Annotated in this window: 19 protein-coding genes; 11 read left to right on the top strand and 8 right to left on the bottom strand. The window is 69.3% G+C overall.

Annotated features, from left to right (window positions below; all coding sequences use genetic code 11):
* The first annotated feature begins 72 nt into the window (after positions 1–72).
* The 7 genes from O3I_RS35530 (at position 73) to tuf (ending at position 7,494) form a co-directional block, all read left to right on the top strand.
* Entirely contained in the window at positions 73–843 is a 771-nt protein-coding gene (locus O3I_RS35530; protein WP_014987874.1) for a deoxyribonuclease IV, read from the top strand.
* Positions 844–1,612: 769 nt separating this feature from the next.
* Complete coding sequence (locus O3I_RS35525; protein ID WP_014987873.1) at positions 1,613–2,542, top strand: TauD/TfdA dioxygenase family protein; 930 nt, start codon at positions 1,613–1,615, stop codon at positions 2,540–2,542.
* Between the two features lie 455 nt (positions 2,543–2,997).
* Positions 2,998–4,218 carry a CaiB/BaiF CoA transferase family protein gene (locus O3I_RS35520; RefSeq protein WP_041563075.1) on the top strand — a complete coding sequence of 407 codons (1,221 nt, stop codon included), beginning with the start codon at positions 2,998–3,000 and terminating at the stop codon, positions 4,216–4,218.
* A complete protein-coding gene (locus O3I_RS45775; RefSeq protein WP_156161647.1) occupies positions 4,215–4,373 on the top strand; it encodes a hypothetical protein in 159 nt (52 codons plus the stop codon). Before O3I_RS35520 ends, O3I_RS45775 begins: the two co-directional genes overlap by 4 nt.
* Positions 4,370–5,293: a hydroxymethylglutaryl-CoA lyase gene (locus O3I_RS35515; RefSeq protein ID WP_014987871.1), complete on the top strand. Its 924-nt coding sequence runs from the start codon at positions 4,370–4,372 to the stop codon at positions 5,291–5,293. The genes O3I_RS45775 and O3I_RS35515 overlap by 4 nt, the downstream gene beginning before the upstream one ends.
* Positions 5,294–5,719: 426 nt before the next feature.
* The gene (locus O3I_RS35510) at positions 5,720–5,977 is read left to right on the top strand and encodes a hypothetical protein (protein WP_014987870.1); all 258 of its coding nucleotides are present in this window, start codon (positions 5,720–5,722) and stop codon (positions 5,975–5,977) included.
* Between the two features lie 338 nt (positions 5,978–6,315).
* Complete coding sequence (tuf, locus tag O3I_RS35505; protein ID WP_014987869.1) at positions 6,316–7,494, top strand: elongation factor Tu; 1,179 nt, start codon at positions 6,316–6,318, stop codon at positions 7,492–7,494.
* Positions 7,495–7,513: 19 nt separating this feature from the next.
* Here tuf and cqsA read toward each other — a convergent pair whose 3' ends face one another.
* The 4 genes from cqsA to O3I_RS35485 form a co-directional block, all read right to left on the bottom strand.
* The gene (cqsA, locus tag O3I_RS35500) at positions 7,514–8,737 is read right to left on the bottom strand and encodes an alpha-hydroxyketone-type quorum-sensing autoinducer synthase (RefSeq protein ID WP_014987868.1); all 1,224 of its coding nucleotides are present in this window, start codon (positions 8,735–8,737) and stop codon (positions 7,514–7,516) included.
* A 222-nt stretch (positions 8,738–8,959) separates the two neighbouring features.
* A complete protein-coding gene (gene fmdA / locus O3I_RS35495; protein WP_014987867.1) occupies positions 8,960–10,213 on the bottom strand; it encodes a formamidase in 1,254 nt (417 codons plus the stop codon).
* Between the two features lie 17 nt (positions 10,214–10,230).
* Positions 10,231–10,515, bottom strand: coding sequence for an FmdB family zinc ribbon protein (locus tag O3I_RS35490; protein ID WP_014987866.1), 285 nt, complete (start codon positions 10,513–10,515; stop codon positions 10,231–10,233).
* An 88-nt stretch (positions 10,516–10,603) separates the two neighbouring features.
* Positions 10,604–11,698: a substrate-binding domain-containing protein gene (locus tag O3I_RS35485; RefSeq protein WP_014987865.1), complete on the bottom strand. Its 1,095-nt coding sequence runs from the start codon at positions 11,696–11,698 to the stop codon at positions 10,604–10,606.
* Positions 11,699–11,749: 51 nt separating this feature from the next.
* On the opposite strand from O3I_RS35485, the gene O3I_RS35480 reads away from it, so the two are divergent.
* From O3I_RS35480 to O3I_RS35465, 4 genes are all read left to right on the top strand, one after another.
* Positions 11,750–12,187, top strand: a complete 438-nt coding sequence (locus tag O3I_RS35480) for a MarR family winged helix-turn-helix transcriptional regulator (RefSeq protein ID WP_014987864.1) — start codon at positions 11,750–11,752, stop codon at positions 12,185–12,187.
* Between the two features lie 80 nt (positions 12,188–12,267).
* Positions 12,268–13,044, top strand: coding sequence for an ABC transporter ATP-binding protein (locus tag O3I_RS35475; RefSeq protein ID WP_014987863.1), 777 nt, complete (start codon positions 12,268–12,270; stop codon positions 13,042–13,044).
* Positions 13,044–15,575, top strand: coding sequence for an ABC transporter permease (locus O3I_RS35470; RefSeq protein ID WP_014987862.1), 2,532 nt, complete (start codon positions 13,044–13,046; stop codon positions 15,573–15,575). Before O3I_RS35475 ends, O3I_RS35470 begins: the two co-directional genes overlap by 1 nt.
* A 215-nt stretch (positions 15,576–15,790) precedes the next feature.
* Positions 15,791–16,561, top strand: a complete 771-nt coding sequence (locus O3I_RS35465; protein ID WP_014987861.1) for a phosphatase PAP2 family protein — start codon at positions 15,791–15,793, stop codon at positions 16,559–16,561.
* A gap of 255 nt (positions 16,562–16,816) precedes the next feature.
* On the opposite strand, the gene O3I_RS35460 is transcribed toward O3I_RS35465, so the two are convergent.
* From O3I_RS35460 to O3I_RS35445, 4 genes are read right to left on the bottom strand one after another with little or no spacing between them, the layout of a single operon-like run.
* The gene (locus O3I_RS35460; protein ID WP_014987860.1) at positions 16,817–17,983 is read right to left on the bottom strand and encodes a VWA domain-containing protein; all 1,167 of its coding nucleotides are present in this window, start codon (positions 17,981–17,983) and stop codon (positions 16,817–16,819) included.
* Positions 17,980–20,340 (bottom strand): DUF5682 family protein, encoded by a 2,361-nt coding sequence (locus O3I_RS35455; RefSeq protein WP_051067070.1) that lies wholly within the window; start codon positions 20,338–20,340, stop codon positions 17,980–17,982. The genes O3I_RS35460 and O3I_RS35455 overlap by 4 nt, the downstream gene beginning before the upstream one ends.
* Before the next feature lie 38 nt (positions 20,341–20,378).
* Positions 20,379–21,479: an ATP-binding protein gene (locus O3I_RS35450; RefSeq protein ID WP_014987858.1), complete on the bottom strand. Its 1,101-nt coding sequence runs from the start codon at positions 21,477–21,479 to the stop codon at positions 20,379–20,381.
* On the bottom strand, positions 21,476–24,349 hold the full coding sequence (locus O3I_RS35445) for an SWIM zinc finger family protein (RefSeq protein WP_014987857.1): 2,874 nt from the start codon (positions 24,347–24,349) through the stop codon (positions 21,476–21,478). Before O3I_RS35445 ends, O3I_RS35450 begins: the two co-directional genes overlap by 4 nt.
* Positions 24,350–24,464 lie beyond the last annotated feature (115 nt).

Genomic DNA, 24,464 nt, shown 5'->3' with positions numbered 1-24,464 from the left:
GGCTCTGTGATGCAACAGACCGGTCTGCGCATCCTTGGATTGCTGTCGGGGGTGGTCGTTAAGCTGGCCCCTATGCGCATTGGAGCACACGTCCGGCTCGACAGCGACCCGATCGGCTTCGGTGAGAAACTCGGCGCCGATGTCATCCAGATGTTCGTCGTCGATCCGCAGAGCTGGGACAAGCCCACACCACACCCACGCACCGAAGAGATCGTGGCCAGCCCGATCGACGTGGTGGTGCACTCGTCCTATCAGATCAATGTGGCGAGCCTGAACAACCGGCTACGCATGCCGTCGCGCAACGCTGTCGCCCAGCAGGCCAAAGCCGCCGCCGATCTCGGCGCCCTCGGTCTCGTCGTGCACGGTGGGCACGTGCGCTCCGATGCCGAACTCGACACCGGTATCGACAACTGGCGCAAGCTGTTCGAACGCCAGCAGGACAAGGGCGGCTTCGCCGTGCCGATCCTGATCGAGAACACCGCGGGCGGCAATCACGCCATGGCACGGCATTTCGATTCGATCGCCCGATTGTGGGACGCCGTCGGCGATTACGGCGCCGGGTTCTGCCTGGACACCTGTCACGCCTGGGCCGGCGGCGAAGACCTCGTCGGCATCGTCGAACGGATCAAGGCGATCACCGGCCGCATCGACCTGGTGCACCTCAATTCCTCCCGCGACGAATTCAACTCCGGCGCCGACCGGCACGCCAACTTCGCCGACGGCACCATCGACCCGCAACTCCTCGCCGAAGTCTGCAAAACCGCCGACGCCCCGATCATTCTGGAAACCCCGGGCGACGGCGTAGCCGAAGATTTGGTCTACCTGCGCGAACACGTGGGGTAGTTTCCGGCTTCCCGCTGCCTGCGGTTGAGGTGAGTGTGCGCTGATACGCGGTGAGGCTTGCGCCCCAACCGGTTTCGTGGCGAGCGCCGTCGTGGTGCGCGAGTCCGACGCCGATAAGGGTGCGTCGGATGGGCCGCCCTGCGCCCTCGAGTTCCGCATCGCGCGGCCGATGGGCTCGCGCACGGGTTCTGAGTTCTCGCACGGGTTCTGAGTTCTCGCACTCGCTGTGGGGTGGCGTAGGGGGTGCGGGAGCGTGGAAGGGGTGCGGGATTTGAGGGGTGGGCGTGTTGTTCTTGGGCGTGGCGTGGCGCGTGCTCGGGTTGCTCCGACTGCATGAGTGTGGCGTTGGAGCGGGCGGAGGAGTGCCGTCTTTTGTGCACGGGTGGTGGGGTGTTTGGTTGCCGCACGGGTTGCGGGGGCGCGGAAGGGGTGCGGGAGTTGAGGTGTGGGCGTGTTGTTCTTGGGCCGTCGCATCGCGTCGCATCGCGTCGCATCGCGGAGTAGTGAGTAGCTCCGGCCGCAGGAATGCGGTGCTGGAGCGGGGGCGGGGCGCCGCTTTGTCTACGGGGTGGTGGGTGTTTGGTTGCCGCACGGGTTTTGGGTTCTCGCACTCGCTGCGGCGTGGCATAAGGGGTGCGGGGCGCAGAAAGGGTGCGGGGCAGGGGGAGGTACTGAGTTGGTGTGTGTCGGAGGCGTTGGGGGTGGTGGGTTGGGATCAGGGCGACGGAAAGGGTGGTTGGGGGAGCGAGTGGGTGGTGGGCTGATTTCTATGACGGTTGCCTCTGCCCATTCCACTGTCGCGGTGACGAAACTCGGCGCACATATCGGCGCTCAGGTCGACAATGTCCGGCTCGGGGGTGACCTCGATGCGACGACCGTCGCGGCGATCCGGCGAGCGCTGTTGGCGCACAAGGTGATCTTCTTCCGCGGACAAGACCACCTGGACGAGGACGGGCAGTACGAGTTCGCGCGACTGCTCGGCAGCCCGACGACGCCGCACCCCACGGTCACCTCGCATGGCGTCAAGAGTCTGGCGATCGACTCGGAACACGGTCGCGCGAACAGCTGGCACACCGACGTGACGTTTGTCGACCGCATCCCGAAGGCGTCGATCCTGCGGGCGGTGCACCTGCCGACCTACGGCGGGTCGACCACGTGGGCGTCGACTGTCGCGGCCTACGACTCGCTGCCGGCGCCATTGCAGCGGCTCGCGGAGAGCCTGCGCGCGGTGCACACGAATGTCTACGACTACGCGGCCCGCAATGTGGAACCCCTGCGCCCGAACACCCAGGCGTACCGCGCCGAGTTCGAATCCAGCTACTACGAGACCGAACACCCGGTGGTCCGGGTACATCCGGAGACCGGTGAGCGCGCCTTGCTGCTCGGTCATTTCGTCAAGCATTTCGTCGGTCTGTCCACCGGCGAATCACAGGCCCTGTTCCGCCTCTTCCAGGATCGTGTCACGCGCCTGGAGAACACCGCGCGCTGGAACTGGGCGCCCGGCGACGTCGCGATCTGGGACAACCGCGCCACCCAGCACTACGCCATCGACGACTACGACGACCAGCCCCGCAAACTCACCCGCATCACTCTCGCCGGCGACATCCCGGTAGCCGTGGACGGCACCCCTAGCAAGGTTGTCGCCGGCAATGCCGAGCACTACTCCGTCATCGACCGCCCCACCCGCCTTGCCTCCTGATCGGCCCCGCCCGCACCCCCGTGGGAGTCGCCCACCCCAGATGACTCCCCGCAGACCTTGACCGTCGCAGACTCGGAACGTCGCGGTCCCTGATCGTCGCGGACTCGGGTCGTCGCGGCCCTTGACCGTCGCGGACCCTGACCGTCGCAGACCCTGAACGACGCGGACCTCGACCGCCGCACACCTCGACCGTCGCGGACCTGGGCGGCTGCGGACCCGGGCGGCTGCGGAGCTGGAACGCAGTGGTCCGGGGTGGTGGCCGAGCCGTCGACCACGACTTCGCCGACGGCCGGATCGGTCCGCGGACTCGCGCTCGGACCGGCTGGTTGTCGAGCACTCCCGTCGGCTACCGTTCGCGCTCGGGGTGAGACATCACTGGAACACTTACCCCTAGGCGATGGCGACGGGCCTACGGCGGGCTGAGCGGTGTCGTAGGGGACCTTCATACTGGTGCGATGAGTATTCGGCCGTTGGATGGGGTTCGCGTCCTGGAGCTGGGCAATTACATTGCCGCGCCGACCGCCGGGCGGATCCTCGGCGATTTCGGCGCCGAGGTGATCAAGGTGGAACGGCCGAAGGCCGGGGACGAGTTGCGGAACTGGCGGCTCTACGGCGGCGACACCTCGATGCTGTACCGCACGGTGAACCGGAACAAGAAGTCGATCACGCTGGATCTGCGCAGCGAGGCCGGGCGCAACGTGGTGCTGGAGCTGCTGCGCCGCTCCGATGTGCTGCTGGAGAATTTCCGTCCCGGCATGTTGGAGAAGTGGGGGCTCGGCCCGGAGGTGCTCGACCGGATCAACCCGAACCTGGTGATCACCAGGATCTCCGGCTACGGGCAGACCGGCCCGCACGCGTCCCGTCCCGGTTTCGCCGCGGTCGCCGAGGCGGTCGGCGGATTACGCGAGCTGATGGGGGAACCGGGTCGGCCGCCGGTGCGCACGGGCGTTTCCATCGGCGACTCGATCGCGGGCGTGTACGCCGCGTTCGGCACGGTGATGGCGCTGTTCCAGCGGGAACGGGTGCGATCGGCGGCCGCGCCGATCCCGTTGCGGGAGCGGATCATCGACGTGGCGTTGAACGAAACGATCCTGTCGATGATGGAATCGCTGGTCCCCGACTATCTGGCGTACGGTATCCAGCGTGAGCGCGTGGGCGGTCTGGTGGAGGGCATCGCGCCGAGCAACGCCTACCCGTGCAGCGACGGCGTCAGCATCATCATCGGCGGCAACGGTGACGCCATCTTCCAGCGCTACATGCAGGTGATCGACAGACCGGACCTGGCGGCCGACCCGGAACTCCAGGACAACGCGGGCCGCTGGCGGCACCATGAACGGCTCGACGCCGCGATTTCCGCCTGGACCAGTCGGCACACGCGCGCCGACGCGCTGAAATCGCTGGAGGCCGCGGGTATTCCGTGCGGCCCGATCTATACCGCGGCGGATATCGTCGCCGACGAACAATACAAGGCTCGCAACATGATTCAGCCCTTTTCGGTGGATGTCGGTGCGCCGGAACCGAAGACGGTCGGGTTCACCGGCATCGTCCCGGTGATCGGCGAGCAATCGCTGCCCATCCGCAATGTCGGTCCCGACCTCGGCGAGCACACCCGCGAGGTGCTGTCCGGGCTGCTCGGCATGAGTGACGCCGAGATCGACGCCCTGGAGGCCTCATGAGGAAGGGTCGCAGGCGTCCGCCGGGGCGCGGTCCCGGTGATCTGCGTTCGCCGGGTTTCACCCGGCCGACGGTGCATCCGAATCCGGCGGGCGGGCACGAAAAGCCTTGGGGCGGCGTGATGTGCGCGCCGCGGCAGGAACGAGACGAGCGATGACCGCCGCGGTGCTGCGGGACGTCACGTTGCGCGACGGCCTGCAGCTCACCGGCAAGGTGCTGCCGGTGCAGCGCAAGGTGGAGGTGGTCCGGCGGCTGCTCGCGCTCGGCGTGCCGGAACTGGAGATCGGCTCCATGGCGCGCCCCGATCTGGTGCCGCCCATGGCGAACACCATGGAGTTGGTGGCCGCGCTGACTCCTGAAGAGCTGCAACGCTGTTGGGTGTGGGTGGCGACGCCGCGGCACGTGGCGAAGGCGGCCGCGGCGGGGGTGCGCAACTTCCAGTACTGCTTCTCGGTCTCGGACGCGCACAACAAAGCCAATATCGGCCGCACCACCGAGGACAGTGTCGCGGCCATGCCGGACGCGGTGCGCCTCGCCGAATCGGTCGGCGGCTCGATCCAGCTCTGCCTGGCGACCAGCTTCACCTGCCCGTTCGACGGCCCGGTCGATCCCGCGCGGGTGCTCGCCATCGCCGCCGATCCGCGCACGGCCGGCGCCGCGGATATCGTGATCGCCGATACGCTCGGGCAGGCCGGTCCGGCGGAGGTGGACGCGTTGATTTCCGCGGTGCGCACGCGAACCCCGCAGCGCCGCATCGTCTTCCACGGTCACGACACCTGGGGGATGGGTGTCGCGAATACGTTGGCCGCGGTGCGCGCGGGCGCGACTATGGTCGACGGTTCGCTCGGCGGCCTGGGTGGCTGCCCATTTGCTCCGGGCGCGAGCGGCAATACCTCCACCGAGGATATTCTCTTCGCCACCCGTCCCGAATGGTTCACTCCGCCGACGCTCGCGGGCTTGGTGGAATTGGCCGGGGGATTGTTGAGCGAACTCGGCGAGCCGAATCGATCCCGCACCGCCGAAGGCGCGCGTTCCAAAGCCGAGGCTTTCGCCTGGGTGATCCCGCACTCCGGGTAGGCACGAGGTCAGTGGCTTATCGACGCGTATGCCGGAAATAGTTGACGATGCTCGCACAGCGAGCCTTTCATCCCGACTGAGGTTTAAGTCCGCTGCGCCCACGGTATTCGGGTGCGGACAACTGCCCGCAATGCCTCGGACTCATCGAGCGTCTCGTTACGCGCGGGCCTTGTGACCCATGTCTCGAGTTAGCGGAAAATTTGCGGCCGTAGATATCGAATGACCCGCAGGCCAACGCTCGGTGAACGTACGGGCGGCCGGCGTGCCGCAGCCCGCCGCTTGAGTCGACTTTCCCGAGTAAGCATCTGATTGCATTGCAACCCTTCAGTTAACAGCAACCTGGGCAACTGTCCAGCTAGGACATATTTCCGCCCCGCACGCGTGATATTTCTAGCGGGTCGACAGCGAAGGACGTGTCGATCACCTATGAAGGGGAAGTTCTTGAAGAAGATCCGTACGTTCGGGCTCCTGTGTGTCACCGCGGCCTCCATCGTGCTGGCCGGCTCGGGTCTGGCCTCGGCTGAGGTCGCCGATATCCAGGGCGCCGGCACCACCACGCCGCCCGCCTCCTCCGGTTCGGGGACCGGTTCCGCGGCGCTGGTCGAGGGCCTCGCCAAGCTGCTGGCCACCGGCAGCGCGGGCGGCCCGTACTGCCCCGGCGGCGCAGGCTGCCCGAAGCCGTAGTCAGACGGCTGAACCGATCCGGCCCCCGAGAGTTCTCGGGGGCCGGATTCTTTTCTCGGCACGCACCGACCGAAATTCGGTCGCGGTCGAGAACCTCCGGCCTTATCGTTTTCGGCATGTTCAGCTACGCCATCGCCGCATCGTCCGCAGTCGCGGGCGCGATGGCTGCTGTCCTGGCGGCGTCGGCACTGGTGGCCGCGCAGCTCGACGGCGCGCGAAGCTGACCTTCCCCGGGATGTCCCGGGACCTCGGACGGGGAAGGTCGCCCCGCCGCAGAGGTCCCGCTCGGCACCGTCGGGCACATTCGTTCGTGCCCGCCAGGGAAACCAGGAAAGAACATGTCCAAGAAGGCTTATGTCCGCACCAAGCCGCATCTCAACATCGGCACCATGGGCCATGTCGACCACGGCAAGACCACCCTCACCGCGGCGATCACCAAGGTGCTCGCCGAGCGCGGCGGCGGCAGCTTCGTGCCGTTCGACCGGATCGACCGGGCGCCCGAGGAGGCGCAGCGCGGCATCACCATCAATATCGCGCACGTCGAATACGAGACGGCGACAAGGCATTACGCGCATATCGACATGCCGGGACATGCCGACTTCGTGAAGAACATGATCACGGGCGCGTCCCAGCTGGATGGTGCGATCCTGGTGGTCTCCGCGCTGGACGGCGTGATGCCGCAGACCGCCGAGCACGTGCTGCTGGCCCGGCAGGTCGGCGTCGAGCACGTGGTCGTCGCGCTGAACAAGGCCGACGCGGGTGACCCCGAACTGCTCGACCTGATCGAGTTGGAGGTCCGTGAATTGCTCACGGCCCAGGGCTATCCGGGCGCCGAGGTGCCGGTCGTGCGGGTGTCGGGGCTGCGGGCGCTGAACGGCGACGAGCGGTGGACCGCGGCGCTGGTCGAACTGCTGGACGCGATCGACACGTATGTGCCGATACCGTTCCGCTACACCGACGCACCCTTCCTGCTGCCGGTGGAGAACGTCCTGACCATCACCGGTCGGGGGACGGTCGTCACCGGTGCGGTGGAGCGTGGCCGGGTACGCCTGGGCGACCGGGTGGCGGTGGCGGGGTTCGGCGACGAACTCAGCTCGGTCGTCACCGGAGTCGAAACCTTCGGTCGCACCATGGATTACGCGGAGGCGGGGGACAACGTCGCCTTGCTGCTGCGCGGGGTCCAGCGCGACCAGGTCCGGCGCGGTCACGTCATCGCCGAGCCGGGCAGCGTGACCGGGCACACCGGTTTCACCGCCCGCGTCTACCTGCTCGGCGCGGCGGAAGGCGGCCGGCGCACGCCGATCGGCACCGGCTACCGCCCGCAGTTCTACATCCGCACCGGCGACGTGGTCGGCGACGTGTCGCTGCCCGGCGATGTGCGGCTGGCGATGCCGGGGGAGACGGTCGAACTGACCGTCCGCCTGGGTCGTCCGGTTCCGCTCGAGCCGGGCCTCGGCTTCGCGATCCGCGAGGGCGGTCGCACCGTCGGCGCGGGCACCGTCCTGACCGTCGGTTAGCGGCTACGCCCCGAGGGTGTCATGGACGACCGGTCGATCCCACCGTCGCGGCCGGGATCGGCCGGGAGTCCATGGGCGGGGTCGCGCCGAAGTGGGTGCGAACATCGGTGCAGGCCGCCATGATTCGATCGACCTGCGCGTCGGTGAGCCCCGCGTGCAGGCAGAGCCGCACCAGCGTGCGATCGCGGGAGGTGGCCGGCGGGCACAGCAGCGCGGCGAAAATGCCTCGGGACTCCAGGAAGTCGCGGATCGCGGCACCGCGCAGATCGGGTCCGGCCTGCAGGGCGACGATATGGCTCGCCGAACCCTCCAGGTCGAATTCGAGCGCGGTCAGTGCCCGCCGGATCGTGGTGGCGAGTTCGCGTAGTCGCTGCCGTCGCCAGTTGTCCAGCCGGATCACCTCGAGTGTCGCTGCCAGCCCGGCGATTTCGTGCGGTAGCAGGGTCGAGGAGAACATCGAGGGATGCGACTCCATCTTGAAGTAGTCGACGAAGTCGGGGTTGTTCGCGGTGACGAAACCGGCGCGCCCGGCAAAAGCCTTGGCCAGGCTGATGATTCGGTAGGGCACCCGGTCGGTGAGGCCGAGCGCGGCGACCATGCCCGCGCCCGCGGGCCCGTCGGTGCCCGCCGCGTGTGACTCGTCGACGATCAGCACGCTGTCGGTCTCGTCGGCGATCTCGCAGAACTGGGTCAGCGGGCAGCGGCTGCCGTTGCTGCCGTAGATGGCGTCGACCGCGATGATCCCCGGCCCGTGCGCGCGGATCAGCTCGCGGAGGTGCCCGGGGAAGTTGTGCCGGAAGGAATAGGTCGGCGACCCGGTGACCCGCGCGCCGTGCCACAGCGACATATTCGCGAACTGATCGATGTAGACCGGTGTTCGGTCGTCCGAGATCGCTTGCAGCAGGCCGACGCTCGCGTCCCAGCCGGATTGGCAGAGCACGCCCGCGGGTGCGCGGAGATGTTCGGCGAGCGCTCGTTCGAGCACCACCTGCGGGTGCGCGCCGTGCAGGAAGACGCTCGGGGTGGCGCCGGAGGTGGGCGCGGAGCGCAGCGCGGTACGGATCGCGTGCGCGATGCGGGGGTCGCCGGTGAGCGCCAGATAGTCGTTGCTGCGGAGCACGATATCGCCATATCTGGGGGTGCGGCTGTGCAGTATGTGCCGCCCGCCCCAGCGACCGGCGATTCTGTCCGAATGAAAACTGTCGACGCGCAGTTGGATCCGTTCGGCGATGGTCAGATCCATGGAACTCCTTTCGCTAGCATTAGCTACTTCAGAGCACACGCAGTTTTATTGAACCACCGCGCTATCGATGCAGGACCGTAATCGATAACTTGACGGATGACCACTATCGCCCGCGCCGGCGAGCGGGCTTCGGCAATGCTTCGGCAACGAGCGATCCGGTCGGTCCGCACAGCCGGTTGCGCGGCGATCTGAAACGCAACCGGCTCAGCGTATCCGGCCAGCTCAGCGGGTTGCGTGCGGCGCTCCGGCGCCCGGGTCGATCCGGGTCGGACCTGAGGTCGAGGGCAGGATCGGGAAGTCGAAGATCGCGGTCGGGAGGTACACCGTGGCGCACGAATTGGGGATGTCGACGACGCCGGAGAAGCGACCCTCGATGGGCGCCGCGCCGAGCAGCAGGTAGGCCTGTTCCGGCGTGTAGCCGAATTTCGTGAGGTAGTCGATGGCGTGCAGGCAGGCCCGTTCGAAGGACAACTGCGCGTCCAGGTAACGCTGCTCCCCGCCGAGGGTGACCGAGGTGCCGGAGAAGGCGAGGTACTCCGAGTAGGTGGGCCCCGAATTGCCCGGCACGAAGATGGCGTTCTCGGCCACGCCGTAGAGCTCCATGCCGTTCTTGATGAGATCGACTCGTAGATCGATGAAACCGCCCATCTCGATGGCGCCGCAGAAGGTGATCTCGCCGTCGCCCTGGGAGAAGTGCAGATCGCCGACCGAGAGGTGGGCGCCGTCCACGAACACCGGATAGAACACCCTGCTGCCCCGGGTGAAGTTCTTGATGTCCTGGTTGCCGCCGTTCTCCCGCGGCGGTGCGGTGCGCGCGGCCTCGGCGGCGGCGCGATCGAACTCGGTGCCGGTGAGGGTGCCGAGGATGGCGTCGCGCGGTTCCGGCGGCAGCGCGAGCGGCGGTACCCGCTGCGGGTCGGTGGCGATCAACGCGCCCTCGCGGGCATTCCATTTCGCCAGCAGCGCGGCCGACGGGGCGGTGCCCATCAGGCCGGGATGGGTCATACCGGTGAACTTCACCCCGGGGATATGCCGTGACGTGGTGGTCTGGCCGCTGAAATCCCAGATCGCCTTGTAGGCGTCGGGGAAGTGCTCGGTGAGGAAGCCGCCGCCGTTGTCGGTGGGAAAGATGCCGGTGTAGCCCCATCCCTGCCCGGCCAGCAGGCCCGAATCCTCTTGGGGGATGGGGCCGATGTCCAAGATGTCCACGATCAGCAGATCGCCGGGCTGGGCGCCTTCGATCGCGAACGGCCCGGACAGGCAGTGCACCGTGCTGAGCGGTGCGTTCAGGATGTCCTCGGCGGAATCGTCGTTGTGGATGGCCCCGTCGAACCATTCGCGCACGTGCACCCGGAACTCGTCGCCCGGTTTGACGGTCACCGCGGCGGGGATGTCGGGGTGCCACCGGTTGTGGCCGACGAGCTTCTGATCGGTGAACCGTTTGGTGGAGTCGAGCGGAAACAGCAGTTCGGGCACGGTCTCGTCCTTCGAGGTCAGGGGCGGGGAAGCTTGCGGTGCAGGGGGTTTCGGCTGACGGGTGCCGACCGGCGTGGGGGCGGCGCCGCGACGACGGCGGGTTCGGCGGCGGTGCGCCGGGTGGCGTCGAGCAGCCGCGTCGCCGCCGCGCCGGGGCGGATCAGCGCCCCGCCACCGAACTGTCGCCTGCTGTCCGCGGCGCAGGCCGGACAGGACGTGGCGGCGGGGACGTCGGCCATGGCGAAGGCGAGGTCGAAGCCGCCGCACGCCCGGCAGTGGAACCGATACAGGGGCACGGGCACCTCTTTATTTTCATATGAATATGTTTCGTATGACGACGATACAAAGGCCGCGAGGTCGCCGCAGCGAAACCGGGTGGTGAAGTTCGTGTTACGAGTTCGACGGGCTCAGCTCGGCCCGCACGCTGAATTCGAGCGCGTCGGCGTCGGCCAGATAGACCGGCTGTGTGGTGTGCGCGCCGCGCACCCGCACCTCGCCGCGCGGGCCGCCGTAACTCACCCGGGGCGCGTGGCGTTCGATGGCGCGTAGATCGAGACTGCGCGCGGATTCGGCCAGCGACGCGAACAGCAGCAGTCCCTCGTAGCAGGATTCGCCGATGTTGTTCAGCGCGGGCGCGGCGGGCCCGAACTCCTGCAGGTAGCGGGCGCCGAAATCCATCCCGGCCGAGGACACCACGCTCTCGAAATAGCCGCTGGCGGTGAACAATCCGCGGGTACTGTCGGCGCCGCCGGCATACAGCACGTCTTCGCCGATCATCATGCTCAGTCGCACCCGGCCGTCGTCGAGCCCGGCCTTGGCGAAGGCGCGATTGAACGCCGCGCAGTCCGCGCCGACCATGAACAGCAGCACGCCCTGCGCGGGCGAGCTGCGGACCAGGGCCAACGCCTGGCGAAAGTCCCGCCCGCCCAACGGCACGAAGGTCTCGCCGACGACGCCGATATCGGTGCTCGCGGCGAATTCTCTGGCGGCCCTGGCAGTTTCGCGCGGCCAGACGTAGTCGTTGCCGACCACGCACCAGCGGCGGATGCCGTGCTCGGCGCGCAGCCAGCGCAGCGCCGGAAACAGTTGCTGCTCCGGCGTTTCGCCGACCATGTAGACGCCGTCGGAGTCCTCGCCGCCCTCGTAGAACGTCGTATAGACATAGGGCACCCGGCCCGCGGTCTGGGGCGTGATCACCTTGCGCGCGTTGGACAGATGCCATCCGACGACGCCGTCGACCAGTCCGGCGCCGACCATGCGATCGATCGTCGCGGCGAGCGCGGGTAGCGGCGCGCCCGCGTCCACCGGATGCAGCCGCACCGGTCGATCGAGGATTCCGCCCATGGCGTTGATATCGGCGACGGCGAGGGCGGCGCAGGCCTCACACGAGGGGCCGAACATCCCTGCCGGTCCGCTGAGCGGCACCACGAGCGCGATGTCCACCGTGGCGCGACGAAAACCCGAGAGCGGCAACGGAATCACCACCGTATATTTCCACTTGAATAATTACTGCGCGGCGTTGGATATAGTGCTCCGGTGGACGATAGCACCGCCCCCGCCGCGCTGGAGGAGTTGGCGCGACTCGTGCGCCGGGCGTCACAGGAACTCGACCGGGCCATCGCGAACTGTCTCGGCGAGGCCTCGGTCGCGCGCTGGCACGTCCTGGCGACGGTGGCCGACGGTGCCGGCCACCCGATGTCGCACCTGGCCGAGGCGACCCTGCTCACCGGTGCCAGCCTCACCCGCCTGATCGACGGCATGATTTCCGACAACCTCGTGCACCGCAAGGTCGACGAGGTCGACCGGCGCCGGGTCCTGGTGTTCCCGACCCGCCGCGGACTGGTCGCGTATCAAACGATGAACAGCGCGGTAGCCGACGGCGGCCTCGACGCGCTCGCCGCGACCAAGGGACGTTTGGCCAAATCGCTGGTCACTCTGATCGGCCAATTGCACGCTCAACCCGCCGTGCACTAGCACCTGCGGCGCATCGATACTCGGGGTTTCGGGGAATTCCCTGATGGCGCGGGGGCCCGAACGCGGTAAGACTGGTGTGCATGACTTCGCAAGCTTTGGGCGCCGACGCCGCCGACGTGGCGGTTCCGGCCTCCGTCGCGGCCCGCGCCATCGACCTGGTCAAGGTCTATGGGTCAGGAGATACGCAGGTCCGGGCGCTGGACGGGGTGTCGGCCGAGTTCGCGAAGGGGGAATTCACGGCGATCATGGGCCCCTCCGGGTCCGGCAAGTCGACGCTGATGCACTGCCTGGCCGGACTCGACAGCGCCAGCGCCGGCACCGTGCGCATCGGTGACACCGACCTGGCCGGGCTCTCGGACAAGCAGATGACCCGGCTGCGCCGGGACCGGATCGGCTTCGTCTTCCAGGCGTTCAACCTGGTGCCGACGCTGACCGCACTGGAGAACATCACGCTGCCGCTGGACATCGCGGGCCGCAAACCGGACCAGGCGTGGCTGGACACCGTGCTGAAGCGGCTCGGCCTCAACGACCGCCTCACGCACCGGCCCAGCGAACTGTCCGGTGGACAGCAGCAGCGGGTGGCCTGTGCGCGCGCCCTCGCGGGCAAGCCGGAGATCATCTTCGGCGACGAGCCGACCGGCAACCTGGACTCCCGGGCTTCCGGGGAGGTGCTGTCCATCCTGCGGGCCGCGGTGGACGAGTTCGGGCAGACCGTGGTGATCGTGACGCACGAGCCGCACGCCGCCGCCTACGCCGACCGGGTGGTGTTCCTCGCCGACGGCCGCCTGGTCGACGAACTGCGTGACCCGACCTCCGATACCGTGCTCGACCGGATGAAGGCACTGGAGCAGGCGTGATGGCCGCAAGTCCGATGCGCAAGGTTGCGCTGCGCAACCTTGCCGCGCACAAGGTGCGGCTCGCGCTGACCCTGCTGTCGGTGGTGCTCGGCACCGCGTTCATCGCCGGCTCGTTCGTCTTCACCGACACGCTGCAACGCACGTTCGACGGTATCTTCGCCGGGCAGGCCAAGGGCGTCGACGTTCGGGTAAGTCCCAAAGAGCGGCAGGGGCTGGGCGTTCCGAACAACATCGTCGACGAGCTGGCCAAATACCCCGGCGTGCGGACCATCGCGCCGAGCGTCAACGGTGTGCTCGTGCTGCTCACCCCCGACGGCAAGAAGGCCGTGCAGACCGGCGGCGCGCCCACGTTCGGTCAGTCGTACGTACCGCCGGAGAAGGCGGTCGCGGAGCCGAACAAGTTCGTCGCCGGGGTGCCGCCCACCCAGCCCGGGGAGATCGCGATCAACGCCGGTGGCGCGGAGCGGGCCGGGCTGAAGGTCGGCGACCGCACCAAGATCCTGGTTCCGTCCGCGCGCGATCCGATCGACGTCACGGTCACCGGCCTCTACCAGATGCCTTCGGACACCGGCGGTTTGATCAGCCTGCTGTTCGAAGACACCCAGGCGCGCAAGCTGTTCACCGACGGACTGCACGTGGCCTACGTGGATATCGCGGCCACCGGCATCCCCGGCGACGAACTGCGCGACAACCTGGCCAAGGCGCTGCCGAGCCTCAAAGTGCAGAACGGCGATCAGGTGCGCGAGGACCTGAAGAAGGAGATCTCGAACGCGCTCAACTTCATCAACTACTTCCTGCTCGCCTTCGGCGCGATCGCGCTGATCGTCGGCACGTTCATCATCTACAACACCTTCTCCATGATCGTGGCCCAGCGGCTGCGCGAACTCGCGCTGTTGCGCGCGGTCGGGGCGAGCAGGCAGCAGGTGGGCCGGTCCGTGGTCGCGGAGGCGTTCGTCATCGGATTGATCGGCAGCGCACTGGGTTTGGCGGGCGGTATCGGGCTGGCGTACGGGTTGGCCGGGGTGCTCAACGCGTTCGATCTCGGCCTGCCGACCGGTTCGATGGCGGTGCTGCCGCGCACCATCGGGGTCGGGTTGCTGGTCGGCCTCGCGGTGACGATGGTCAGCGCTTACGCGCCCGCGCGCCGCGCCGCGAAGATTCCGCCGGTGGAGGCGATGCGCGAGGAATTCGCTTCGGCCGGTGACTCGTTGCGGGTACGGACGCTGGTCGGCGCGCTGCTCGCGGTGGCCGGGACCGTCCTTGTCGTGCTCGGCGCGCAGTCCACCGGCGGCAACGCCGCGCTGACCGTCGGGATCGGCGCGCTCGCCCTGATTCTCGCGGTGCTGCTGTGTGCGCCCGCGCTGTCGCGGCCGGTGGTCGCCGGGCTCGGCGCGTTCGTGCGGCCGTTCGGGCCGATCGGCCGGATGGCGCGCAACAACGCCGCGCGCAATCCGCGGCGCACGGCCGCAACGGCTTTCGCGCTCACCCTGGGCTTGATGCTGGTGACCGCGATCGGCATGCTCGGCGCCTCGGCGAAGGCGAGTGTCGGCGTGCTGGTGGACAAGGGTGTGAAGTCCGAATACGTGCTGTCCAGCCAGCAGTTCATCGGTGTGCCCTTCGGGGCGGCCGAGGCGGTGCGCAAGTCGGTGCCCAATGTGGCGGACGTGATCGGGATCCGTGGCGTCGGCTTCAAACTGGGCGAGGACGACCAGATCGGCGGTACGTCACCGGACGGCAGGCTCGATCGGGCGTTGAACTACGAGATCCTGCGCGGCACCGACACGCTCGGTGACAAGGACATGCTGGTGTCCGAGGACGAGGCCGACGAACGCGGCTGGAAGGTGGGCCAGGAGGTCACGCTCACCAGCTTCGACGGCAAGAAGGTGCCGCTGACCGTCACCGGCGTCTACCGCAAGACCCCGCTGCTCGGCGCGCTGGTGGTGTCGCCCGCGATCTACAAGGACGTGGTGCCGGTCAGCTTCCAGAGCAATGTGGTCGTGCTGGTCACCGCGCAGCCGGGCGCGGATCTGGCACAGATGCGCATGGATCTGGAGCGAGCGGCCGAGCCGTTCCCGGTGGTCCAGGTGCAGGATCACGAGCAATTCAAAGGCGCGCAGGGCAAACAGATCAACACGCTGCTCGCCATTCTGTACGGGCTGCTCGCCCTGGCGGTGGTGATCGCGATCCTCGGCATCGTCAACACCTTGGCGTTGTCGGTGGTGGAGCGCAGGCGGGAGATCGGCATGTTGCGCGCCGTCGGCATGCAGCGGGCGCAGGTGCGCCGGACCATCTACCTGGAGTCGATGTTGATCGCCGTGTTCGGCGCGATCGTCGGCATGCTGCTGGGTTTGGGTCTGGGCGTGGGCTTCCTGCGGACGTTGCGCGATCTCGGACTCGACCAGATCGCGATCCCGTGGTCGCAGCTGGTGCTCGTCCTGATCAGCTCGGGGGTGGTGGGTGTGCTGGCCGCGCTCTGGCCCGGCATCCGAGCGGCACGCACGCCACCGCTGGCAGCGATCGCCGACCTCTGATCCGACTCCCCACGGCGGGCCCCGAATTTCGGGGCCCGCCGTTCTCGTGTGTCGACGCGCGCGAAATCTACTGGGAGGGTGAGTATTCGGTACCCGTGTCGATCCGGTCACAGGAGCGTGGGGTGAACCGGGGATGATGCTAGGTTAAACGGAGGTTGTAGCTCCACTTAATGGCTGGGTACCGGCCTGTTCGGATGGGGAAGGAGCCGCAGGCGATGCTGGCTGTGGGTCTCGCGGCGGTACGCGGTCGCGGTCGGGAGGCGATCGGGCAACTCGCGCTGATCACCGTGCTCTATCTCGGCTATCGCGTCGGACGGCTGTACACCGCCGACGACACGGTGCGCGCCGTGGACAACGCGCGCGAACTGCTCGGGCTGGAACACCGGCTCGGCATGTCCAGCGAGCGGGTGGTGCAGTCGATCTTCGTGGACCGCGAGTTCTTCGCGGTGCCCGCCAATGTCTATTACGCCACCGCGCATTTCACCGTCGCGGTCGCGGTTCTGCTGTGGCTGTGGGTGTTTCGGCCCGAGCACTATCGGTGGACCCGGAACCTGATGGCGGCGTTGACCGGCGCCGCCCTCGTCGTGCACATGCTCGTGCCGCTCGCGCCGCCGCGCATGCTGGCCGAGTACGGGTTCGTCGACCTGGCCGCGCAGTACGGCCCCTCGGTCTACGGCTCCGCCGAATCCGGCGGTCTGTCCAATCAATTCGCCGCGATGCCGTCCCTGCACGTCGGCTGGGCGCTGCTGCTCGCCGTCGCGATCGTGGCCGCGGCCCGCACGGCGTGGCGCTGGCTCGCCCTCGCCCATCCGGCGATCACCACGGTGGTCGTCGTCGGCACCGGCAACCACTACTGGCTCGACATTCTCGTCGCCGTCGGTTTGCTGGCGCTCGCCGCGCTGCTGCATCCCAAGTTCGTCCCCGCGACCGCGACGGCCTGGGGCAGCATGGGTCCTGTTCCGCGGAAACCGGTGATGACCAGCTGAGAAGTCGACACGAAACCGTGTCGCCGAACCGATCTCCCGCGCCGTACCCCTGTCGTACGATCTGCTGAGCTGTCCGGTCGCCCGTTCAGATAGGAGTTCCATGGAGCTGCTCAGCTCGCTCAGTACGCTGCTCGGCATCGCCTCGAATCTCATCGGCCTGATCCAGGGCATCTCCACCCTTTCCGGCTGAGCCGGTCTCCGTTCGTCCCGGCGGGCGATGCCGGTCATGCGCACGGGGATGCATGACCGGCATCGCTAACCCCGGCCGGTGCCGGCGTCGGCCCACGACCGGAGATCGCCGCGGTCCAGCGCGACGGCCAGCAGGTCCGGAAACCTGTCCGGGGTGCAGGCGAAGGCGGGCACGCCGAGCGCGGCCAGGGCGGCGGCGTTCTCGTGATCGAACGCGGGCGCGCCTTCGTCGGAAAGCGCGAGCAAGGCGACGATCTGGACGCCGGATTCCTTCATCGCGTTGATCCGCCGCAACATCTCGTCCCGGACGCCGCCCTCGTAGAGGTCGGAGATGAGCACGAACAGGGTGTCGGTGGGGCGGGCGATCAGGGACTGGGCATAGGCGATGGCCCGGTTGATATCGGTCCCGCCGCCGAGCTGGGTGCCGAAGAGGACCTCGACCGGGTCGTCGAGTTTGTCGGTGAGGTCGACGATTTCGGTGTCGAAGACCACCAGGGAGGTGCGCAGCGAGCGCATCGAGGCGAGCACCGCACCGAACACCGAGGCGTAGACCACGCTCGACGCCATCGAACCGGATTGATCGATGGCGAGCACCACATCGCGTTGCACCGCTTGGGCTTTGCGGCCGTAGCCGACCAGCCGCTGCGGTACCACCGTGCGCTGCTCGGGCAGATAGTTGGCCAGGTTCTTGCGAATGGTGCGGTCCCAGTCGATATCGCGCAGCCGGGGCCGGGCCACCCGGGCGGCCCGGTTCAACGCACCCGAGACGGCGGCGACGGTGCGCGCGGCGATGCGCTGTTCGATTTCGCGCACCACCTTCTCCACCACCAGACGCGCGGTGGCCTTGGTGGTTTCGGGCATCACCCGGTTCAGGCTCAGCAGGGTGCCGACCAGGTGTACATCCGGTTCCACCGCCTCCAGCAGCTCCGGCTCCAGCAGCAACTGGGTGAGGTTCAATCGCTGCACCGCGTCGCGCTGCATCACCTCGACCACGGTCGACGGGAAGTAGTTGCGGATATCTCCGAGCCAGCGGGCCACCCGGGGCGCGGAACTCTGCAGGCCGCCGGATCGCTTGCCGGAGGTACGGTCCTGCTCGTCGTCGTTGTACAGCGCCGACAGCGCCCGGTCCATGGCGACGTCGTCGGCCGAGTTCAGCCCCCCGAGGCCCGCTTCGGCGGCGGTGCCGAGCACCAGACGCCAACGGCGCGCCTGTGTTTCATCGACCGCGTTCATCGCTCGGCCTCCTGCCGGTGGGGGATCGCGACGCCCAGGATCGCCGCGGCGGTGGTCAGTGCGCGGGTGCCGCGCTCGACATCGAAGTCCCCGGCGGCGTCGGCGCCGGACGCGACCGGACCGCCGTCGCGCACCGCCGCACCGATCGCCCGGCGCTCGCCCGATTCGAACGCGGCGAAGGTCCGGCGCAGCAGGGGCAGGGTCTCGACGAACTGGTCCTCGCGTAGCTCGCGCAGCCAGTCGTCGATGCGGCGCAACAACTCTCGGTCGTGCACCAGCAACAGCCCGCGGCCGCCCAGGAACCCGTCGATCCACGCCGCCTTGGCGGCGGCGGTGTTGCCGACGGACAGTGCCGCGGCGAGCCGGCGCTCGGATTCGGTGTCATCGATGATGCCCCCGTCGCAGAGCAGCCGGACCGCGCGGCCGACGAGCGCGCCGTGCACGTCGTCCCGATCGGCGAGGCGGCGTAGCGCGCCCAGCCACTCGCCGGTGGCCCAGCCGTCGTCGCGGGTGTTGATCGCGGTGTGTGCCGCGTCGAGCAGCCCGCGGAATTCGGTGGCCGCGTCGGTGTCCAGACCGGTCACCGCGCCGGGCAGGCCTGCGCAGACCCGGACCAGCAGGCCGTCCGCGACGTGCGCGAGCGCCTGCACGTCGGTGCCGCGCACATCGCCGTAGCGCAGGGTCCGAATCAGGCCGGGCAGTGCCGCGATCAGGTGGGTGATGTCGTGATCCAGCGCGGCGACCGAGGCCAGCCGGGCGATCAAGCCGTCGGTGGCGTCGCCGAGGTCGGCCAGCAGCGCCACCTCCAGTGCGGCGGTGAGGTCGCCGACGCCACTGTCCGCGCGATTCGCGGTATCGAGGATCTTCGCCGCGGCGGCGGTGCGCACGGTGGTGCCCCAGCGCGAGGCCTCGATGATCGAAATCGCGTAATCCGGCCGCCATTGCAGCGTCCAGGTCTCCCGGAAGGTGCCGGTGCTGCGCACCTCGCTGGTGGTCAAAGTGCCCCAGGGGATCTCGAGCACCCGCAGCCGATGCAGCAGCCGGGAACGTTCGACCTCGCGCTCCTTGCGCAGATCGAGGTCGACGGTGCGGGCCGAGGGCTCCTGTTTCATCCGCAGCGTCCGGATCCGGGCGCGCAGATCCGCGTCCAACGGGACGGTCGGCGTGCCCTCGGGCACGGTGCCCATGGCCTCACCGACGACCAGTTCCTCGACCACCCAGCGCAGCATCGTCTCGTCACCCGCGCACATCACCGCGCGGGTGGCCTCGGTGACCTCGGACAGTCCGGCCAGCGGCCGGCCGCGCAGTCCGGCCAGCGTATCGGCGAGCCGGACCGCCTCGATGATGTGCGCGCTGGAGACCGGCAGGTCGTGCGCGCGCAGCACGCCGGCCACCTTGGTGAGCCAGCGGACGATCGGGCGCTCGGTTTCGGCGAACAGGTGGTGATACCAGCCCGGCGAGGTGATGCCCGCGCCGTAGCCGGAACGGCTGGACAGGCGCGAATGGGTCCACGGCACCCAGGTGAGCGTGGCCTTCGTCTTCGGCAGGCCCTTCAACAGCCGGGCGTCGGCCGCCGCGGGGCCGAGCTTGCCCGCCAACGCGGGTGCGTGCCACGCCCCGCAGACGACCGCGAGCCGCCGCGAACCCTCCTTCACCGCCTTGCGCATGATCTGGCGCATGTAGGCCTCGCGCCGCAGCGTGTGCGCGTCGATCCGGGCGGGCCCGAGCAGCGCGGGATCCGGTTCGAGCACGTCGGCGATCGCTTCGTCGACCGAATCCGCTTCGGCACGTTCGGTTTCCGCCGGCCGCAGGTCGAGCGCCGGTGCCTCGGTCCGATCCGCCGCCTCGCGCAGCGCGCCCATTGCCTCGGTGATCGCGTCGAAAGCGTCGGCGTCCGGCGCGGATTCGACCACCGCGTCCCACCACCGCTCGGCATCGTCGTAGCCGCCCGCCGTGGCCAGCGCGGTGAGCGGGTCGAACCGCTCGCCCGGTTCGTCCTCGGCGGCCAGCACCGTGGTGGCGGGCAGATCGCAGAATCGAACGGGCACTTGATGTTCCGCCGCGTACGACAGCGCCTGCCACTCCGGCGAGAACACCGCGTACGGCCAGAACGCCGCCTTGGCCGGCGCATCGGGCACGTAGGCGAGCAACGCGACCGGCGGCGCCATCCCCGCCGCGGCAACGTAGCCGACCAGGGGATCGGCGTCCGCCGGGCCCTCGATCAGAATGGTGTCCGGCCGGAATTCGGTCAGGGCCGAGCGCAGCGACCGCGCCGAACCCGGCCCGTGGTGCCGGATGCCGAACACCCGCGTGACCGGATCGGCTGCCGCGCCGTCGGTCGCCGCGCTGCTGGTCATCGTGTCGCCCCCGGCCGCGCCGGTCGAATCTCGCACGCCTACCCGCTGATCTCGCGGCAGGCGCGATAGAAGTCCGACCACTCCGGTCGTTCCCGGACCACGGCTTCCAAATACTCGGTCCATACGACGGCATCGGCGACCGGGTCCTTGATCACCGAGCCGAGCACCGCGCCCGCGATATCGGCGGCCCGCAGCACGCCGTCGCCGAAGTGCGCCGACAGCGCGATCCCGTTGGTGATCACCGAGATCGCCTCGGCGGTGGACAGGGTGCCGGAGGGCGATTTGAGCTTGGTCCGGCCGTCGGCGGTGATGCCGGAGCGCAGCTCGCGGAAGACGCGCACCACCCGGCGCACCTCCTCGGCCGCGGCGGGCACCGTCGGCAGCTCCAGCGCGGCGCCGAGCTGTGCCACCCGGCGGCTCACGATCTCGACCTCCTCGTCCTCGCCGGCGGGCAGCGGCAGCACCACGGTGTTGAAGCGGCGGCGCAGCGCGGAGGACAACTCGTTCACGCCGCGGTCGCGATCGTTGGCGGTGGCGATGACGTTGAAACCCTTCGCCGCCTGCACCTCGGTGCCGAGTTCGGGGATCGGCAGCGTCTTCTCGGACAGCACGGTGATCAGTGCGTCCTGCACGTCGGACGGAATGCGGGTGAGTTCCTCGATGCGGGCGATGGCGCCCGTGCGCATCGCGGTCAGTACCGGTGACGGCACCAGCGCGCCCTCGCTCGGGCCCTCGGCGAGCAGCCGGGCATAGTTCCAGCCGTATCGGATCGCCTCCTCGGCGGTGCCCGACGTGCCCTGCACGAGCAGCGTCGAGGCGCCGCTGATCGCGGCCGAAAGATGTTCGGAAACCCAGGTTTTGGCGGTGCCGGGGACGCCGAGCAGCAGCAGCGCGCGATCGGTGGCCAGGGTCGCGACGGCGACCTCCATGAGCCTGCGCGGCCCCACGTACTTCGGGCTGATCACGGTGCCGTCGTCGAGGGTGCCGCCGAGCAGGTAGGTGACCACCGCCCAGGGCGAGAGCCGCCAGGACGGCGGGCGCGGCCGGTCGTCGGCGGCCACGAGGGCGCGCAGTTCCGCGGCGTAGGACTGTTCGGCGTGGGGGCGCAGCAGATCGGGCGCCAGGTTGTCGGTGGTCACTGCAACTCCTCGAGCATCATCGAGCGGTGGTTGAGGTCATCGGCGAGTTTCTCGAAGGCCCGCTCCCAGGCGGTGTCGCCGCAGCGCCGCGCCGAGACGCTCGCCGCGCCGGCCGCGGAAACGGGCAGGTGCATCGCCGCCGCGGACAACAACGAGCGGTGCGCGCTGGGGCTGGTGCCGTGCGTCTCGGGCCGTCGTGCCGCCGCGCGGGCCCGCTCGAACAGCAGCAGGATCATGTGCTGTGCCAGCGGTTCCGGCCACGAGTGTCCCATGGCGGGCAGCAGGGCCTCGATCTCGGAGAGCCAGGATCCGTCCAGGTCGAGCAGATGTCTGATCCGGTCGGGCAGCGGCAGCAGCGCGAACAGCTCGCGCCTGCGCAGCATGGCGAGGTCGGTCGGCACGCCCGCGTCGAACAGCGCCCGCGCCCAGGTCGAATCATGCTGTGCCAGTGCGGCGTCCACCCAGCCGTCGAAGATCGGCTGGCGGAAACGGTCGTCGATCTTGGCCTTGACGACCTTGCCCGGGCCGCCGAGCACGCTCGCCCAGTGCGTCAGCGGCGTCGCGGCGACCAGCTGGCGGAGCCGGCCCGCGGCGCTGTCGGGCGCGCCGCCCCACCGGTAACTGAACTCGACCGCGCGGTCGCTGATGCCGTCGCGCTGCGCCGCGGGCTCGAGCGTCTCCGGCAGGGCGACCACGAGTTCGGTGTGCAGCAGCCGGTGCTCCACCCGGATCCACGCAGCCGCGCGCCGGGTCATGCGCTGGGCGAAGGCCGAATCGGGCAGCAGCGCAAGCAGTCCCGCGGCGGTGCGGCGCACATCGGCGCGCCGGTCGTCCAGTCCCGCCTCCAGTAGTGGCTCGTCGGCGCGCGCCAGGCCGTCGGCGAGCACCGCGAGCAGTTCGGCTTTCAGCGGTCCGGATTCCTTGGGCCAGGCCGTCGCGAGCGTCTCGCGCGCCGCGTCGGCGTCGGTGTGGCGGAGTTCGGCGAGCCAGGCCAGGCGTTGCGGCGGTTGGCCGTACTGCCATAGTTCCGCCGCAGATGTCGGGGCGGGCTGGGCGCTCACCAGGTTTCGCCATTCGGGATGCTGGTCGGCGAGCCATCGGCCGCGGGTGCCCGCGAGCCGCAGTAGCGGCTGCCGGAGTTCGGTGTTGCTCTTGGCTTGATCCAGCAGTTGGGCGCACAGCGCGTCGGGGGCGCGGTAGTCGTGCGGCGTGGCGGCGGCGAACCACTCGGGCAGGAAGGGGGAGCGCTCGCGCAGCATGCGCGCGAGGCGGGCCGCCGCAAGGTGCGGCAGCAGGGATCGGGTGTCGTCGGCGGCGGGTTCCGGCGTGGTCGCGGTGCTCGCCCGCGCGCCGCCGCGCGCGAAAACATCGTGGAGTGCGGCGGATTCGAGGAGGCGCACGGCCGGGTCCGTGGGCAGGTGTGCGGCCATTTCGGCGACCGGTGCGGCGAGCTGGGCGAGGTCGGGCGCTCGTCGTGCGGTGCCCAGCAGCGCGACCGAGGTCAGGTCGTTTCCGCTCGCACCCTGCGGCACCGGGGCATGCGCCGCACCGCGACCGGCGGGATCGATCCGCGCCAGATCGAGGACCTCGCCCGCCGTGCACACCGAGATCGGCGTCAAACCGGCGGTGGTCCATTCGGCGGCGACGGTCACCGGGTGGCCGCCGGAGACGCCCAGCAGCCGCCACGGCTGCTCGGTACTCGCCACCGGTAGCGCTGACCCGTCGGATCCGACTATGTACCAACCACTTTCGGTATGCACCGGCACGACGTCGACGAGCAGCACGGGCCAGCCACGCAGCCACGGATCCGCGCCGAGGGCCGCGGCGTGCTCGGCCAACGCGGCCGCGATGGTGCCCGGCCGATCCGGGGAAACCGGCAGGGTCGTGAAAGGCTCTGGCGCACTGTGCCGTTCACCCCAGAGTGCCCGCAGCGGGGCGGCGCCCGGGTAGAAGTGCAGCTCCGCGTCGGCGAGCAGGCCGAGCGCCGGCACCTCGGCGGGAAAGCCGGGCGATCCGAACGAATGGTCCACCACCAGTGCCCAACGGCGCGACGCCCGTCCGTACAGCCAGGTGCGCCGGGTGTAGAGCCGCTCCTCCTCGGTGATGCGCACGCCGAGCACCATCCACCGGTCCCGGACCGCCGGTTCGGCGCGCACCGACTCGGCCGGGTTCGGATAGCCGATGTGGGTGCGGACGCTTGCCTGCAGGGCAGGGGTCAGTTCGTCGAGCCGGCGATGGGCGACGATCAGCAGATGCAGCCGCGCGTATTCGCGCAGCACCGCGTCCGGCCAGTCGGGCTTGGTCACCACGGTGGTCGGCAACTGACGCAACGCGGCGGCGACACCGGGGGCCTGGGCGTCGACCATGCGGGCGGCGATCGTCTCGAACGCGCGGAACGAGCGGTCGGTCTGGGCGAGGCCGGTGCGGACCTGGTCGCCGAGCCAGACCTCGAGTTCCGCCAGTCCCGCGGTGACCCGTACCCGGCGCTGTTCGGCCGTCGCCGGATTCGCCGTACGGGCGGCCGTGGCCGGTGCCGGCCGCGCGGCGCGGGCCGCCCGGCCGTCGATCCATGCGGCCGCGAAGCCGGCGAGCACCGGCACCTCCTCGACCCGGCCCGCCGCCCATTCGAGCAACAGCGACAGCGCGTGCTTGCACGGGAATTTGCGACTGGGGCAGGAACATTGGTATGCGGGGCCGTCGAGATCGACGACGGTCTGATACGGCTTGGCGCCGCTGCCCTGGCACAGCCCCCACAGTGCGGTGTCGTGCCGCCCGGTACCGCGCCAGCGCCCGGCCAGCCCGCGCGCGGCGGACAGCGAGCTCGCGTCCGGTGCGAGCGCCGTGACCTGGTCCTCGCTCCAGCGCGGCATGTGTTCCCCCGTTCCTCGGTTGACGGATTTCTACCGCAGCCCACCGACAAGTGTGCCGTCGCCCCGGCAAGGGTTCGTGCGGGCGCGCGGCGGCCCGGCGGGTGGGCCGGTGGCA

Origin of the sequence: Nocardia brasiliensis ATCC 700358 (genome assembly GCF_000250675.2) — a bacterium.
GTDB lineage: Bacteria > Actinomycetota > Actinomycetes > Mycobacteriales > Mycobacteriaceae > Nocardia > Nocardia brasiliensis_B.
The sequence above is the reverse complement of the archived record's forward strand: the minus strand, read 5'-3'. Positions and strand labels throughout refer to the sequence as shown.

Coding starts and splice junctions, on each gene's coding strand:
- O3I_RS35475 (WP_014987863.1), top strand. CDS start 12,268: ATGACTTCGCAAGCTTTGGGCGCCGACGCCGCCGACGTGGCGGTTCCG.
- O3I_RS35530 (WP_014987874.1), top strand. CDS start 73: ATGCGCATTGGAGCACACGTCCGGCTCGACAGCGACCCGATCGGCTTC.
- cqsA (WP_014987868.1), bottom strand. CDS start 8,737: ATGGATCTGACCATCGCCGAACGGATCCAACTGCGCGTCGACAGTTTT.
- O3I_RS35445 (WP_014987857.1), bottom strand. CDS start 24,349: ATGCCGCGCTGGAGCGAGGACCAGGTCACGGCGCTCGCACCGGACGCG.
- O3I_RS35455 (WP_051067070.1), bottom strand. CDS start 20,340: ATGACCAGCAGCGCGGCGACCGACGGCGCGGCAGCCGATCCGGTCACG.
- O3I_RS35460 (WP_014987860.1), bottom strand. CDS start 17,983: ATGAACGCGGTCGATGAAACACAGGCGCGCCGTTGGCGTCTGGTGCTC.
- O3I_RS35515 (WP_014987871.1), top strand. CDS start 4,370: ATGACCGCCGCGGTGCTGCGGGACGTCACGTTGCGCGACGGCCTGCAG.
- O3I_RS35470 (WP_014987862.1), top strand. CDS start 13,044: ATGGCCGCAAGTCCGATGCGCAAGGTTGCGCTGCGCAACCTTGCCGCG.
- O3I_RS45775 (WP_156161647.1), top strand. CDS start 4,215: ATGAGGAAGGGTCGCAGGCGTCCGCCGGGGCGCGGTCCCGGTGATCTG.
- O3I_RS35520 (WP_041563075.1), top strand. CDS start 2,998: ATGAGTATTCGGCCGTTGGATGGGGTTCGCGTCCTGGAGCTGGGCAAT.
- O3I_RS35525 (WP_014987873.1), top strand. CDS start 1,613: ATGACGGTTGCCTCTGCCCATTCCACTGTCGCGGTGACGAAACTCGGC.
- O3I_RS35510 (WP_014987870.1), top strand. CDS start 5,720: ATGAAGGGGAAGTTCTTGAAGAAGATCCGTACGTTCGGGCTCCTGTGT.
- O3I_RS35465 (WP_014987861.1), top strand. CDS start 15,791: ATGCTGGCTGTGGGTCTCGCGGCGGTACGCGGTCGCGGTCGGGAGGCG.
- tuf (WP_014987869.1), top strand. CDS start 6,316: ATGTCCAAGAAGGCTTATGTCCGCACCAAGCCGCATCTCAACATCGGC.